This window comes from Streptomyces sp. RLB3-17 (genome assembly GCF_007113425.2).
Classification (GTDB): Bacteria; Actinomycetota; Actinomycetes; order Streptomycetales; family Streptomycetaceae; genus Streptomyces; species Streptomyces mirabilis_D.
On sequence record NZ_CP041610.2, the window covers coordinates 1,698,435 to 1,711,894 of the forward strand.

General features: G+C 70.5%; 12 protein-coding genes. 8 read left to right on the top strand and 4 right to left on the bottom strand.

The window, feature by feature from the left end; all coding sequences use genetic code 11:
• Positions 1–11: 11 nt before the first annotated feature.
• The gene (locus FNV62_RS08170; protein WP_054233786.1) at positions 12–452 is read left to right on the top strand and encodes an SPW repeat protein; all 441 of its coding nucleotides are present in this window, start codon (positions 12–14) and stop codon (positions 450–452) included.
• A gap of 301 nt (positions 453–753) precedes the next feature.
• On the opposite strand, the gene FNV62_RS08175 is transcribed toward FNV62_RS08170, so the two are convergent.
• Together FNV62_RS08175 and FNV62_RS08180 are read right to left on the bottom strand one after the other, a co-directional pair.
• Positions 754–1,335: a hypothetical protein gene (locus FNV62_RS08175; RefSeq protein ID WP_318658462.1), complete on the bottom strand. Its 582-nt coding sequence runs from the start codon at positions 1,333–1,335 to the stop codon at positions 754–756.
• Entirely contained in the window at positions 1,313–1,795 is a 483-nt protein-coding gene (locus FNV62_RS08180) for an ATP-binding protein (RefSeq protein WP_143607244.1), read from the bottom strand. The genes FNV62_RS08175 and FNV62_RS08180 overlap by 23 nt, the downstream gene beginning before the upstream one ends.
• A gap of 376 nt (positions 1,796–2,171) precedes the next feature.
• On the opposite strand from FNV62_RS08180, the gene FNV62_RS08185 reads away from it, so the two are divergent.
• The 3 genes from FNV62_RS08185 (at position 2,172) to FNV62_RS08195 (ending at position 4,215) form a co-directional block, all read left to right on the top strand.
• A complete protein-coding gene (locus FNV62_RS08185) occupies positions 2,172–3,047 on the top strand; it encodes a helix-turn-helix domain-containing protein (RefSeq protein ID WP_097283267.1) in 876 nt (291 codons plus the stop codon).
• Between the two features lie 24 nt (positions 3,048–3,071).
• Entirely contained in the window at positions 3,072–3,284 is a 213-nt protein-coding gene (locus tag FNV62_RS08190; RefSeq protein ID WP_054233852.1) for a DUF397 domain-containing protein, read from the top strand.
• Positions 3,285–3,402: 118 nt separating this feature from the next.
• The gene (locus FNV62_RS08195; RefSeq protein WP_097283268.1) at positions 3,403–4,215 is read left to right on the top strand and encodes an SAM-dependent methyltransferase; all 813 of its coding nucleotides are present in this window, start codon (positions 3,403–3,405) and stop codon (positions 4,213–4,215) included.
• Positions 4,216–4,339: 124 nt separating this feature from the next.
• Here the strand turns inward: FNV62_RS08195 and FNV62_RS08200 are convergent, their stop codons facing one another.
• The gene (locus FNV62_RS08200) at positions 4,340–6,268 is read right to left on the bottom strand and encodes a helix-turn-helix domain-containing protein (protein WP_143600494.1); all 1,929 of its coding nucleotides are present in this window, start codon (positions 6,266–6,268) and stop codon (positions 4,340–4,342) included.
• 5 nt (positions 6,269–6,273) lie between these two features.
• Between FNV62_RS08200 and FNV62_RS08205 the strand changes: the two genes are divergently transcribed.
• From FNV62_RS08205 to FNV62_RS08215, 3 genes are all read left to right on the top strand, one after another.
• Positions 6,274–8,067 carry an Hsp70 family protein gene (locus tag FNV62_RS08205; protein ID WP_143607245.1) on the top strand — a complete coding sequence of 598 codons (1,794 nt, stop codon included), beginning with the start codon at positions 6,274–6,276 and terminating at the stop codon, positions 8,065–8,067.
• A gap of 29 nt (positions 8,068–8,096) precedes the next feature.
• Positions 8,097–8,903 carry a hypothetical protein gene (locus FNV62_RS08210; RefSeq protein ID WP_144314963.1) on the top strand — a complete coding sequence of 269 codons (807 nt, stop codon included), beginning with the start codon at positions 8,097–8,099 and terminating at the stop codon, positions 8,901–8,903.
• A 246-nt stretch (positions 8,904–9,149) separates the two neighbouring features.
• Positions 9,150–10,361, top strand: a complete 1,212-nt coding sequence (locus tag FNV62_RS08215) for an aminoglycoside phosphotransferase family protein (protein WP_225900200.1) — start codon at positions 9,150–9,152, stop codon at positions 10,359–10,361.
• A 176-nt stretch (positions 10,362–10,537) separates the two neighbouring features.
• Here FNV62_RS08215 and FNV62_RS08220 read toward each other — a convergent pair whose 3' ends face one another.
• Positions 10,538–11,992, bottom strand: a complete 1,455-nt coding sequence (locus tag FNV62_RS08220) for an APC family permease (RefSeq protein ID WP_143600497.1) — start codon at positions 11,990–11,992, stop codon at positions 10,538–10,540.
• A gap of 116 nt (positions 11,993–12,108) precedes the next feature.
• Here FNV62_RS08220 and FNV62_RS08225 point away from each other — a divergent pair, with 116 nt between their 5' ends.
• Complete coding sequence (locus tag FNV62_RS08225) at positions 12,109–13,308, top strand: ROK family transcriptional regulator (RefSeq protein WP_375336696.1); 1,200 nt, start codon at positions 12,109–12,111, stop codon at positions 13,306–13,308.
• Positions 13,309–13,460 lie beyond the last annotated feature (152 nt).

Consider the following 13,460-nt stretch of genomic DNA (forward strand, 5'->3'; position numbering starts at 1 on the left):
GGAGACGACTCATGGCCAACGTCTCGCACCCCAGAAGTGACATCACGACCCACCCCGATGCATCCGAAATGCGGGAGCGGTATGACCGCATGCTCGGTGGCCACGACGTGGCGCTCGTCGACGGACCGGTGTTCCTGCTCGGTCTGTACTGCGCCGTGTCCCCGTGGATACTCCACTACACGACGAGCCAGCCCGCCCTGGCGACACACAACCTCATCATGGGCATCGCCATAGGCCTGCTGGCCCTCGGATTCACCAGGGCCCCCGAACGGATGTACGGCCTGAGCTGGGCCATCTGCGCGATGGGCGCATGGTTGATCATCTCACCGTGGGTGGTCGGAACCAGCCCGGACACCGGCGTCGTGATCAACAGCATCATCATCGGCGCGTTGGCCGTGGTGCTCGGGGCGCTGTGCGCGGTCACGACGACGAGGAACACTCCTCGGGCGTAGGCCCGACGGACACCCTTCGGAGCGGTCCCGGCGGACACTCACGGGACCAGCGCCGGAGGAACGTACCCGGGCTCAGTTCCCGTGAGTCGATGCCCGAGCTGAGCCCAGGCCCACGAAAGGAAACGAACAACCCCGCAGGCCGGCCCGTCCACACGGACCGGCCTCCGTCACGCCCGTCCCGCGCGCGTCCCGATCGAGGCAGTCGCCCAGCCACGGACAGTTGCGCAGGTGATTGCTTGCGTGTCGGCGGGGCGAAGAGCCGCAGGTCTTTGGATACCCGCGTCTCTTGATACCCGCGTCTCTAGATACCCGCGCCGAGCGACCAGCTGGGGGTGCTGCCCGCGAGGCGGCAGGTGAGGAAGTACAGCGGAATCGGCGGCGTGTACGGCGAGTCGCCCTCGGGCCGGTGGATCAGACGGGGGCGCGCGGCCCGTGAGCGCAGCAGGGCCCGGGTCCAGGACGGGTCGGCCAGCCGGGCGCCCACCGCGTAGCTGATGGAGGGCGGCCAGGTGACGCCTATGTGGGAGCCGGAAGGGACGATCCACCACCACCGCTCGTCGTCGGCGAAGACACAACCGACACGGGGCAGACAGTCCATGATCCGTTCCCCGTGCTCCGGGGAGGTGCCCACGGCGTCGTATCCCAGCCCGGCGGACAACTCGGCGGGTATCGCCAGTCGTGCCGGGGACTCGTGCGGCGGCGCGGTGGGGAGGTACATGCGCAGGCCGAGGACGGCGGGATACGGGCGCGGTTCGACGGCGGCGGTGTGATCGCGGCCGTCGGGGGCCTGGAGACGGTCTCGGCCGTCGAGGGCGGAGAGGTGGTCGCCCGGGTGTCCGGCGGGCTGGTGATCGCGCAGGTCAGGAATGTGCTGTCGTTCCATCAGATAAAGATCCTTCGGCCGAGTGGGGGATGGGCCGGGCCATGGTCACGGTCGCCGGCGAGCCGGTCGACACGATGTCTCCTCCCTTCGACGGCAGTACGGCCCAGACGATGCGTCCGGAGCCGTCGGCGGTGTCTGTGACGCCCCAGTCGCTGCTCAGGGCGCCGACCAGCAGGAGCCCACGTCCACCCTGGTCGTCGGGCCCCGGCCGGCGCTGGGCCGGAAGGCTCCAGCCGCGGTGCTGGTCCTCGACCTCGATGTGGAGCCGCTCCTCGGCGACCTGGACTCTGCACACGATCCACTCACTCGCCGTGTGCGTCAGCGCGTTGGTGACGAGCTCGGAGGTCACCAGGATCGCGTTGTCGCGGGTCTCGGGGTCGATGCCCCACTCGGTGAGCCACTCACGGACGTCTCTTCGGGCCATACCCACCGAGGCGGGGGCCGCGGGCAGGGCGAACACACCTGCCCGATGGGGACGTTCGTCCCCTGGTGGTAGGCCCAAAGGCTGGGGGAGGGAGGGCGGGGTCATCGCCGTTCGCCTTTCGTCTGCCTTCGCACCACAAGCGGTGCCAATGCCGTCCCCCGTGGCCTCGCACTGCCGCGAGATGCACACAACTCGCCGCGCAAGACGTCATGTTGCAGCCCCGTCTCCCCCAACTGGGCCGCACAGCCACCCCCTTCACCGGGCCAGGGACGATAGGACCACTGTGGCAGCTGCCAACAACACCTCGCAACCGACAAGTTGAAAATTGCAATGTGCCAGGTGCATGCTTCCCCCGTTGACGGATGATCGTGACAGACTGCGACCTCGAAGCCCGCTGTGAGGGGGGTAAGGCGTGTCCACGGAGACCGACTGGGGCGGCGCCCCCTCCGTTCTGCGCATGATTCTCGGCAAGCAACTCGAGGAGCTGCGCACCCAGGCCGGGCTGACATTCGAGCAGGCGGGCGAGGCCATCGGCGTCAGCCACTCCACCATCCGTCGGATGGAAGCCGCCAAGGTGGCCCGGCTCCGGCTCACCGACGCCGAGAAGCTCCTCCAGACGTACGGCGTGACGGACCAGCAGGAGATCGACACCTTCCTGAAGTCGGTCCGCGAGGCCAACAAGCGCGGCTGGTGGCACACGTACCGCGATGTCCTGCCCGACTGGTTCGCGGCGTATCTGAGCCTGGAGCAGGCGGCCCTCCAGATCCGCGCGTACGAGGCGGAGTTCGTGCACGGGCTGCTACAGACGGAGGCGTACGCCCGCGCCCTGCTCGGCGCGGGCAATCCGCACGCCTCGGCCGAGGCGACCGAGCGCCGGGTCGCGCTGCGCATGCGCCGTCAGGAGCTGCTGTCCCGGCCCGCTCCGCCGCGCGTCTGGGTGGTGATGGACGAGACCGTGCTGAGGTGGCCGGTCGGCGGGCCCGAGGTGATGCGCGCGCAGATCGACCATCTGATCGCGGTCAACAGGCTCCCCCATGTGACCCTGCAGATCATGCCGTTCAGAAACGGCCCGCATCCGGCCATGCGGGCCGGCGCGTTCCATCTCTTCCGGTTCAGGGCACCCGAGTTGCCGGACATCGTCTATCTGAGCGGCCTGGTGGGCGCCGTCTACCTCGACAAGGACGACGACGTCGTGGTGTACCGCGAGGCCCTGGACCGGCTGGGCGCACAGTCGGCGCCCGCCAGGAAGACCGAGGAACTTCTCGGTGCGATTCGCAAGGAGCTATGAGTGCACCACCACATACGCAACGGTATGCCGTCCCGGGAACTGGGCACACAGGGCTGGTCCAAGCCGTGGAGCGACGACGCGGGCGGCGCCTGCGTCGAGGCGAAGAAACTGGGCGACGGCCGGATCGCGCTGCGTCAGTCCACCGATCCCGAAGGGCCCGCCCTGGTTTTCACGCCCCGTGAAATGACGAGCTTTCTTGCGGGCGTCAAGGCGGGGGAGGCCGACTTCCTCCTCTGACAACCTTGTCTGATTCCTATGTCCTGCTTCTTTCCCCCACGAAGTTCTCTTTTCCCACGAAGTTCTTGTTCCCCACGAACACCAGCCGTGTACCGACGACTTGATGGGAGGGGCGGCGTTGCCCGACAACGGATGGCCTGCCGACCGTATCGACACCGAGAGCGCACACTCCGCGCGCATCTACGACTACATCCTGGGCGGTAAGGACTACTATCCCGCCGACAAGGAGGCGGGCGACGCGATGGCGCGGGAGTGGCCCGCCCTGCCGATCCACATGAAGGCCAACCGCGACTGGATGAACCGCGCGGTGGCCTATCTGGCCAAGGAGGCGGGGATACGCCAGTTCCTCGACATCGGCACCGGCATCCCCACCTCCCCCAACCTCCACGAGATCGCCCAGTCGGTGGCCCCCGACTCCCGGGTCGTCTACGTGGACAACGACCCCATCGTCCTCACCCTGTCGCAGGGTTTACTGTCGAGCACCCCCGAGGGCAAGACCGCGTACGTCGAGGCGGACATGCTCGACCCGGCGACGATCCTGGGCGCGGCGGAACTGCGCGACACCCTCGACCTCACCCGGCCGGTCGCCCTCACGGTGATCGCGATCGTCCACTTCGTCCTGGACGAGGACGACGCGGTCGGCATCGTCCGGCGCCTCCTGGAGCCCCTTCCCTCGGGCAGCTACCTGGCGATGTCCATCGGCACCGCCGAGTTCGCACCCGACGAGGTGGCCCGCGTCGCCCGCGAGTACGCGGCCCGCAACATGCCCATGCGGCTTCGCACCCACGCGGAGGCCGAGGAGTTCTTCGAGGGCCTCGAACTCGTCGAGCCCGGCGTCGTCCAGGTCCACAAGTGGCACCCGGACGGCACGGAGACGGGCATCCGCGACGAGGACATCGCGATGTACGGGGTGGTGGCCCGCAAGCCGTAGGCCGTCCGCTCCCCACCACCCGTGCCGCCGGCCCCACGCGAAAGGGGCCCGGCGGCACGGGTGTCCCTGCGGGTGCCAGGCGGCACGGGCGTTCTCGTCGGCCGAGCGCCCGGGCCTGTCCGGCTCAGGCGTCCGCCGTGGAGTCCAGCAGGGCCGCGCACTCGGTCGCGAGGGCCGCCATGCCGTACGTCCGGGCCACGCGCAGGGCCTCTCGCAGCAGTCCGGAGGCGTGGGCGGCGGCGCCGGGGCGGTCGGACCTGCGCAGCGCGCGGGCCTGGGCCAGCCGGAGGCGGGCCAGCTGGGGCTGCGAGGAGCGGACCGGTTCGGTCGCGGTGCGGAAGTGGGAGAGGGCGGTGTCCGGCTCTCCGGCGGCCAGGGCCAGCAGTCCGCGGGCCCGGGCGGTCGGCCCGATCAGCACGGTGGGCCAGCCCGCGAGGGCGATCTGCTCGCCGTCGTGGGCGGCGAGCCGCTCCCTCAGTGCCGGCAGGACCTGGCGCAGCTCGGCCTCGAATCCGCCCCGGGCGTCGAGCGCGGCGCTCACCTCGGCCAGCAGCACCAGCGTGGGCACCGCCCATCCGGAGGGCGGGAACCGGCTGAAGTCGGCGGTGTCGTGGGCGAATCCGACGAGCCGGTCCGCCCCTTCGGCGTACTGACCCGTCTCGCACAGCGCGAGGGCGAGCCCGGCCCGCCAGACGGGGAAGTAGCCGTGCCGTTCGACGGTGTCGGCCAGACCGGAGGCGAACAGGTCCGCCATCCGGCCCTGTTCGCGCAACAGCCAGTAGGCCTGGCCGAGGCGGGTCTGGTGCAGGTTGTCGGCGGGGACGGCCAGATCGGCGGGTAATCGCTCGACGAACGTCAGCGCGTCGCCGAGGATCCAGCCCGCGGCCTTGTCGAACCGGCCGTGCCACAGGTCGAGCAGGGCGTCCAGGGTGTGCTGCTGCCAGGTGGTCAGCACGCCGCGGGTGTCCGCGGCGTGCTTGCGGTACTGGTTCGCCGTGGCCAGCGCGCTGTACACCTTCCCGGCCCGCAGCTGGTCGAGGGCGACGGCCATGAGCGCCTCGCCGCGGAAGTACGCCGAGCCGTGCCGGGCCGCGGCGTCCCGCAGGCGTTCGGAGAGCGTCAAGGACTCGGCGGTGGACATGAAGTCGTACAGTCCCCACCGGCATTCGGTGAGCACCTCGCAGGCCACCTCGTCGTCCTTGCCGTCCACGGACAGCCTGCGCAGTGTGCTGCGCGCCAGCCGTGCGCCCTGCTCCGGGCCCGCCTGGCCGGCGGCGGTGTCCTGGCTGACCGCCATGGACAGCTTCTTCGCCAGGTGCGCGTTGAGCCTGAGGCGCAGTCCGGCGGCCTCGACGCTCCCGTCGTCACCCAGCGCGGCCAGGCTCTCCCTGATCAGCTGGAGCAGTTCGTGGTCGACCTGACCGGGGTCCGACCAGCGGCGGGCCATCCTGATGACGGCCTCCGCCCGGGCCGTGGGATCCGCCTCGGCGCTCGCGTACGCCGCGCGGTAGAGCCGGTCCGCTTCGCGCATGTCCCCGGCGGTGTGGCTGAGGTCGCCGCGCCGCAGCAGCCGGTCGAACTCGTCCCGATGTCGGGCGGTGTCCGAACCTCCCCTGCTCGCACCGGACTTGACGAGCTTGGCCGCCCGCTCCCCCGGGCCCGGGCCGATCGTCTTGGAGATCCGCTCGGTGGACGGATCGGGAACCAGGGCGAGCAGCGCGCCCTTCGCCTCCAGCCGTTCGTCGCACAGCTGCGCGAGCTCGTGCGTGACACGTCGCTGGCCCGTCTCGATCCTGCTCAGAAAGCTGCGGCTGCAGTGCACCTCTTCGGCCAGCTCGCTCAGTGACTTGCCGGCCGCCGTCCGACGTCGGCGCAACTCTGCGCCGAACGCGTTCTCTTCGATCGCGATCCTCCCAACGGCCCGCTCCCCGCCCTGTGTTGCCAGAAAGCGTTGGCAACAGCCGACCGCTCCACGTTGCCGCGGAAACCCACCACTCTGTCTGTGAGCGAGCTTACAGCGAGCAAGGGTGCGAGCACCGGCGGACAGGAGCACTGGTCATGGGATCGGACGAAGCCAAGGTGGTGGCGGCCGTCGACTTCGGCACCCACGGCACCGGCTTCGCCTGGACGGTGCGAACGCCGCTCAACGACGATCCGCTGACCAGGCGGGTCCAGTTCTTCACCCGGTTCCCCGGCCGGCAGCTGGACAGCGCGAAGAACCTGACCGCGATCCTGGTGACGGACGACGGGGACACCGTCGCCTGGGGCCACGAGGCGCGCGCTCGGTGGGTCGAGGCCCTGGCGAAGCGGGAGACCGAAGGGCTCGGCTACGCCTACGCCTTCAAGACGGCCCTGAAGAGCGGCGGTTCGATGGCGGACCTGCCGATCACGGGCGGCTTCGTCGACCGCTCCGACCGCGGTCTGATACGGGAACTGGTGACCGCCTACCTCAAGGAGATCCGCGAACTGGCGACCGCGGAGATCAAGAGGATGACGTACACGGAACGAGAGGTCCGCTGGTGCATCACCGTCCCCGCGATCTGGGACGACGAGGACAAGGCGGTGCTGCGGCGGCTGGCCGTGGACGCGGGGTTCCCCGGTGATCCGGAGCGGCTGCTGCTGGCCATCGAGCCGGAGGCGGCGGCCCTGTACTGCCATCTGCGGATGCCCGACGCCGCCTCGGGTCCGCACCGGCGGCCCCGGCTGCCCCTGCACCTCGACGGCTTCCGGTCCGTGGTGGTCGACTGCGGCGGCGGCACGGTCGACATCACGGCGTACGAGTCGCACGGCGACGCCGGTCCGTCCATCGCGCTGCGCGAGATCGGCCTCGCCACCGGTGGGTGGCTGGGTTCGGAATACGTCAACCAGGCCTTCCTCGACAAGACGCTCGGCGACCGCTTCGGACCGGCGGCCTTGAAGCGGATCGAACGGGATCACCCCGGCGAGCTGCTCGAGCTGTCCGAGCAGTGGGAGCGGGCCAAGGCGACGGTGGAACTGGACCGGGAGGCGGATGCGGTCGCCCATGTGCTGGACCCGGTGCGGATCGAGGTTCCGGTCACCGTGTGGGACCTCCTGGACGAGCAGGTGCGGACGCGGCTGACACACGACGCCGCCGGCCTGCCACGGCAGATCGTGCTGCCTCCCGAGGAGGTGGAGGGGCTGCTCGACGAGAGGGTGGACGGCATCCTGGACAAGGTCGCGGAGCAGCTCGCGACCATCGGCAGGACCAGCGGCGCGGGCGCCGAGCCGGAGACCCTGGTCCTGGTCGGCGGATTCGCCCGCTCCCCGTGGCTGTGCGAGCGGATGCGGGCCCGCTTCGGCGATCGGCACCGCATCCTCGTCCCGCCGGACCCGGCCCTCGCCGTCCTGGAGGGCGCCGTCCACTTCGCCTACCGGCCGGACGTGTTCGTCTCCCGGCAGGCCAAGTACACCTACGGCTTCGAGACGGCCAAGCCCTTCGAGGAGGGGGTCGACTCCACGATGCGCATGTACCGCGACGACGAGGGCGACCTCCTGTGCGTCGGCCGCTTCGGTGTCGCGGTCCGACGCATGGACAGCGTGCGGGTGAACGACGCCCACCCCTTCCGGATCGTGCCGGTCCGCGAGGACCAGGACGAGCTCGACGTACGCCTGTACCGCTCCGCGAAGACCGATCCCCGGTACGTCGACGAGGACGGGTCCGAGGAGATCGGCCGACTCACCGTCGACCTGTCCGGCACTGTCGGCAGACCGCTGCGGGAGCGTCCGATCATGCTGCTGTTCTACTTCGGCGCCGCCGAACTCCGGGTCGAGGTGTTCGACCCCGCCACCGGGGGGACCAGCCGGGTCTCCGTCGACTTCGACCGCGTATAGCCATGGCCTGCCGCCCCGAAGGAGGAGACGTGCTGTTCAACCGCGACAAGGGCAAACGGCCGCAGGAAGTGAGCATCAGGCTGGACGGCTTGGACACCCTGGAGTCGCGGATCCGGAAGCTGGAGGCCGCTGCGGACGACCAACGGGCCGCACTCGCCGCGCTCGACCCGCTGGGTGACCGGCTGATCGAGTTGAGGATGCGCCAGGAACGCGCGGAGGAACGGGCCCGGACGCTGGAGACGGCCGTCGCGGACACCCGCCGCGTGCTCGACGAGCAGAGCGAGGTACTGGACCTGGTGCGGGTCACCCAGGTCGCGGAACGGGCCGATCTCACCCGTGAGGACTTTCTCGTCCACTACGAACTCGCGCAGCGGTTGCGGGCGTTGTACACCCAGCGGATGCCCGACCTGATCCAGCCTCGGCTGACGGCGGAGCGGCCCCGTGACGTCGTACGGCGCCAGGCGCAGTTGATCAGCCGGCTGTGTGTGGTGCTGTTCGGCCCCGACGAGCAGGGTGGGCTCGGCGAGCCCGACCTCGCCCAACTGGCCCGCATCGCCACCGACGCCGGGGTGGTGGGGCTCGACGCACGCCACCAGCGGCTGTTGGAGCGGGTCGGCACGGAGGCCGCCCATCTGTTCCGGGCCATGACTGTCAGTGGCCATGCCAGCCACTTCGACTTCGCGGTGGAACCCGGCGCCCCGGCGGATCCGGAGGAACACGCCCTCTGGCCCTCGTGCGAGGCCGGGCGACCCGTCGCCTTCGTGGTGTGTCCGGGATACCGGGCGGCGGACCGCCGGCTGCTGGAGACCTTCGTCTACACCGAGGCCGAGGGCTGACGCCGGGGGTTTCGTTCGATGTGCTGTCCGGCCCTCGGGTCCGGGGCGGACAGAAGGATTTCGGTCCGGGGCGCGCGGGGGGCGCTCCGGCCCGGAAGGCCACAGGGCCCGAGGGGGGACCGGGTTGGGGGACCCGGGGGAAGGGGAGCGGAGTCGCCGCATCGGCTCCGCTCCCCTTCCGATGCGCGCGTCCCGGCCGCCGTTATTCGCTGGCCGGGAGCGCATCCGGTCGTTCACACTCGCGCGGTGACAAGAACTGTGAGTGCGTGGGTGACCTCGGGCGACGAGTTCCTCGGGAGCGCGGGGCCCTTCGCCGTGGACGTCCCCTGGTGGTCGGAAGTGGGTCCGGTCGTGGGGTGGCTGGAGGGGCTCCTCGGGGTGCCCGTGCTGGTACTGCGTCTGCTGGACGTGCAGGGGGGCGCGGGCGGGCGGGACGGTCATGTGACGTACCACGTCGAGGCGTTGGAGCGTTCGGCGAGTGGTCTGCTGGATCAACGTCGCGTCGATACCGTGGTGTTGGACGGTGCGGAGACGCTCAGATCGCCGTGGGCCCGGGCGGAGGGGCTGCGCGAGCTGCTCGACTGGGCGGCCGGGGAGCTGGCTTCGGCGGGGCGGCCTGTGATCGGTCCGGTCGTACAGCGGCGTACCTGGAATCTGTCCGGGCTCTTTCGTCTGCCCACCGCGCGCGGTCCGGTGTGGCTCAAGGCGACACCGCGCTTCGCGGCGGACGAGGCCGCCGTCATCGCCGCGTTCGCGGGGGTCGACCCGGGGCTCGTTCCCCCGCTCCTCGGCGTGGGTGAGCGGCGCGTCCTGATGGAGCACATTCCCGGTGAGGACTGCTGGGGGGCCTCGCCTGAGACGGTCGGCGCGGCGGTGGGGCGGTTCGTTGCCGCGCAGGCCGCGGTCGCCTCCGGGGGTTCGGGTGGGTGCGGCCTCGTGGCGGGGGTGCGGGACTGGCGCGCGCCGGTTCTCGAGGTGGCGGTTCGTGATCTGCTCGACGGGCCCCTCGCCGAGGAGTTGACCGAGCGGGAGGTGCGGGGAGCCCGGGAGTTGGCCGGGCGGTGGGAGCTTCTGTCGGAGTGCGGGCTGCCCGACACACTGGTGCACAGTGACTTCCACCCCGGGAACTGGCGCAGCGATGGTGGGGCGCCTGTCGTGATGGACTTCGCCGATGCCCATTGGGGCAATCCGGTGCTCGACGGTCTGCGCGTCCAGGGCTTCCTTCCCGAGTCGGGTCGTGCGGCGGCCGCCCGGGACTGGGTGGCGGCCTGGAAATCCCGGGTGCCCGGCAGTGACCCGGCTCGGGCGCTCGATCTCGCCGAGCCGCTGGCCCATCTCACGTACGCCGTCCGCTATCAGGAGTTCCTGGACGGCATCGAACCCTCGGAGCGGCCCTACCACCGGGGGGATCCGGTGGACGAGGTCCGGGCGGCGTTGCGTTGCGCGTCGCTCGGGTGATCCCTGCGCCGACTGTGGGTGCGTGGGTCGGGGCCGTGGCGGTACGTCGAGCCCGTCGCCGCCGGATCAGGCGTTGCCCTATAGGGAGCCGTTTCCAGATCCGGACGTAAGCGACGGGCTTGCGACGTACCGCCGCGGCCCCTTCCGTGTGTCCTCGGGTGCGGCAAGTGGGGCGTTCACGTGCCGGCGGGCTCCGTGTCCGGGATCGAAGGGGTCAGGTACTCCTCCTTGATCTCCTTCGGGCCGAAGGGCCATACCTTTTCCAGGTTCGCCCAGACGACGAAGGCGACGCAGCCCAGGGCCACCCAGGCCAGGGACCATTCGATGGGGTGGCGGCCCGGGGAGTTCTTGTCGGCGTAGCCGTAGATCGTGAGCCAGCCGACGAGGGCGAGGAGGCTGGGGATCGGGTAGAGCCACATCTTGTAGGGACGGCGGAGGGTGGGCTGGCGCTTGCGCAGGACGGAGAGGGCGACGATCTGGGCCAGGGCCTGGACGATCACCATGACGGTGGTGAGGAGTTGGATCAGGGTGGCCAGGTCGGTGTGGCGGCCGATGAGGAAGCCGATCGCCGTGATGACGCCCATGGTCGCCAGGCCCAGCATCGGGAAGCGGTGCTTGGGGTGCAGCTTGGCGTACGGGCGGAAGAAGACGCGCTCGCGGGCGGCGTCGTAGGGGACGCGCGAGCCGCCGAGGAGTCCGGTGAAGACCGAGGCGAACGCGGTGATGAGGATGAGGACCGTGACGGTGTCGGCGGCTCCCTTGCCCCAGGTCTTTTCGAGGACGGCCGAGGCGACGGAGGTGGAGGCGATGTCCGTCGGATCGGTCATGCGGTTCCAGTCGATGACACCGAGCGTGCCGATCTGGAGGAGGAGGTAGATCGCCATGATGCCGAGGATGGAGAAGACGATGGAGCGGGGCAGGGTGCGGCCCGGATCCTTGATCTCGGCGCCCATGTACGCGGTGGTGTTGTAGCCCAGGTAGTCGTAGATGCCGATGGTCAGGCCCGCGGCGAAGCCGATCCAGAAGTGGCTGCTGGTCAGTTCGAAGGCGTGCGCCGGGTAGGTGAAGGCCAGATGGGGGCTGAAGTCGGTGGCCGCGGCGATGATCACCAGGAGGACCGAGGTGATCATGACCGCCCACATGACCGCCGTGATGCGGGCGATGTGTTCGATTCCGCGCCACAGGAGCAGCACCACGAGGGCGACGACGGCCAGGCCGATGAGGTCGCCCGTCGTCTTGCCCATGTCGGGGGCCAGGTAGCCGAGGTACTGGACGAAGCCGACCACGCCGGTGGACATGATCAGGGGGATGAAGAGCATCGCCGTCCAGACGAACAGGAACGGCATGAGGCGTCCCGTGCGGTACTGGAAGGCCTGGCGGAGATACACGTAACTGCCGCCGGAGCCGGGCATGGACGCGCCCAGTTCGGCCCAGATCAGTCCGTCCGCGAGGGCCAGCAGCGCGCCCGCGACGAAACCGATGATCGCCTGCGGGCCGCCGAACGCGGCGACCATCAGCGGGATCGTCACGAACGGGCCGATGCCGCACATCTGGCTCATGTTGATGGCGGTGGCCTGGAACAGGCCGACGCGGCGGACGAAACCGCCGGTGGGTGGCGGGCTACCGGACATAGGGGTCTCCTGATATCGGGACGCGGGGAGGCGGGCTCCCCTTCGGCCGGCCCGGCGAGGCTGACTGGGCGATAAAGTTAAGGAGACTTACTAGATGCGTCAAGAGGGTGTCAGGCATGCGTGAGAATGGTGCGATGCCCGCCAGCGACGCCATAGCGCAGCCCGAACAGCCCTGGAACCGGCAGCGGCTGCGCAGTACCAACGAGCGGCTGCTGCTCGACCGGCTGCGCACGGGCGGCGCCGCCTCACGGGCTCAGCTCGCACGGGAGACGGGGCTGTCCAAGCCGACCGTCTCCAGCGCGCTCGCGGCCCTGGAGGAAGCGGGGCTGGTGCGTGAGGCGGGCACGCACGCACCCGAGCGCGGCCGGGTGGCGGTGCTCTACGCCCCGGATCCCGCGGCCGGATACGCGCTCGGCATCGACATCGGGCGCAGCTGGCTGCGGGTGGCGGTCGCCGATCTGGACGGCGGCGTGGTCGCACGCGCCGATGTGCGCAATCGGGCGCGCAGTTCGGGCGCCATGGCCGACCTCGTCGTCTCCACCGCCCGTCAGGTCGTCGCCAACTCCGGCCTGGGAGCGCACGAGGTGGCGCACGCGGTGGTGGGCACCCCGGGCGTGTACGACGGGGAACGGCGCCGGGTGCGGTACGCGATGCATCTGCCCGGGTGGGGCCGCGCGGGTCTGTTCGACCGGATGCGCGAGGAGCTGGGCATCCCGCTGGAGGTGCACAACGACGCGAACCTCGCGGCGCTCGGCGAGTACACGTACGGCGTCGGCGCGGGCAGCCGGCTGTTCGCGTACATCCTGATCGGCACCGGTCTCGGCATGGGTGTGGTGAGCGAGGGGCGGCTGTTCACGGGGGCGCACGGCGGGGCCGGGGAGATCGGGTTCCTGCCGTGGCCGGGGCTGCAGAAGCCGGAGAAGCTGGAGGACGCGGTGTCGGGGGAGGCCGTCGTCGAGGCCGCGCGGCAGTTCGGCATGACCGGCCAGCTCACGGCCAAGGCCGTGTTCGACGCGGCGCGCGCGGGGGACTCCGCCGCGGTGCGCGCGGTACGGCTGGAGGGTGAGCGGATCGCCTACACGGTGGCCGCGGCCGCCGCGGTGCTCGATCCCGATCTGGTGGTGCTCGGCGGCGGCGTGGGCCACAGCATCGACCTGCTGCTGCGGCCCGTGCGCGAGACCCTGCGTACGCTCACGCCGCTGCGCCCGAAGATCGTGCCGAGTCGGCTGGGCGAGGACGCGGTTCTGCTGGGCGCGGTGGCGACGGCCCTCGGGACCGCGAGGGACGTGGTGTTCGAGCGACGCTCGGCGTCCTGAGCGGGGCACTCGCCTTCGGTGATTGACACGGATTGCTCGGCCGCCTAGCTTGTGCGCCAGTTAGTAAAGTTTCCTAACTTGCAGGCCCGGCTCGCACCTCCCTGCTCCCGCCCCTCCCTTGCTCCTGCCTCACAGTGCCGACATGCAGTCTC